The following is a 1,055-nucleotide window of genomic DNA, read 5'->3' as shown; positions in this document are numbered from 1 at the left end:
ATACAAAGCATCGGTCGCATATACCTCATTGATTCATCTACTATCAGTCTTTGTCTTTCACAATATAGATGGGCAGAATTTAGAAAAACCAAAGCCGGAGTTAAACTTCACCTGCGCCTTAACTTCTTCGAAGAAGGAGTAACCCCTGATAAAGCCATAATCACTCCCGCAAGACCTTCTGACAAAACTCAGATGGATTCACTGGTAGTTGAAGATAAAGATGCCCTGAATGTATTTGACAGAGGATATGTAGACTACGAAAAGTTCGATAACTACTGTGAAAACGGCACTCGTTTTGTCACCCGCTTGAAAGGCAATGCTCAAATAAAAGTAGATGAAGAACTACCTGTAGACCCCAATGGTATAATAAAGCGTGAACAATACGTTTACTTGGGCAAAGAAAATCTTAACCGGATGAAACATCGCCTAAGATTGATTGAAGTACAGGATACCCAACGAGAAGCAATAATCATCGTAACAAACGACTTTAAAATAACTGCAGAAGAAATAGCCGATATATACCGCAACAGATGGCAAATAGAATTATTTTTCAAGTGGATAAAACAGCACCTACGCATAAAGCATTTTTACGGATTAAGCCCATGGGCGGTGGAAAACCAATTATTTATTGCGCTGATGACCTATTGCTTATTGCTGCTTCTAAAATTAAAGACCGGTTACAAAGGGTCATTACTAACTATTAAGAGATTGCTACATACCTGCCTTTTAGAATCATTCACAAGCTTTGTTAGAAAGCTTTACCGACCAACGAGAAAATCTAAAGGCCGACGACGGAAGGTGGATCATGAAACAATTTTTCAAGAAATCTTAAAGCAGGTAGTACAAGGCGAAGCAGACTTTTTGGATGACCTAAGTTACGATCCAATAATTTAACTAAATACAGTGGTAAAATGTGGAAAAGGACTACCCATAGCCGGTTGCTCCTTTTAACATAAGAGAAAAAATGATACTTCCATAAATTATCATTTATGTAATATTAAGGTATACAAAGTTTTTACTTGACTTTTATTAAAAAATTTTATGCAACGCTAGTG

1 protein-coding gene is annotated in these 1,055 nt (G+C 37.0%); it reads left to right on the top strand.

Features of this window, described 5'->3' with window-relative positions; all coding sequences use genetic code 11:
- On the top strand, positions 1-894 hold an 894-nt coding region (locus tag ACKX14_RS15510; RefSeq protein ID WP_422449266.1), incomplete at its 5' end, for an IS4 family transposase.
- Positions 895-1,055 lie beyond the last annotated feature (161 nt).

The organism is Thermorhabdus hydrogeniformans (genome assembly GCF_049310025.1).
Taxonomy (GTDB): Bacteria; Bacillota; Thermosediminibacteria; order Thermosediminibacterales; family Tepidanaerobacteraceae; genus JBJYKD01.
The sequence above is the reverse complement of the archived record's forward strand: the minus strand, read 5'-3'. Positions and strand labels throughout refer to the sequence as shown.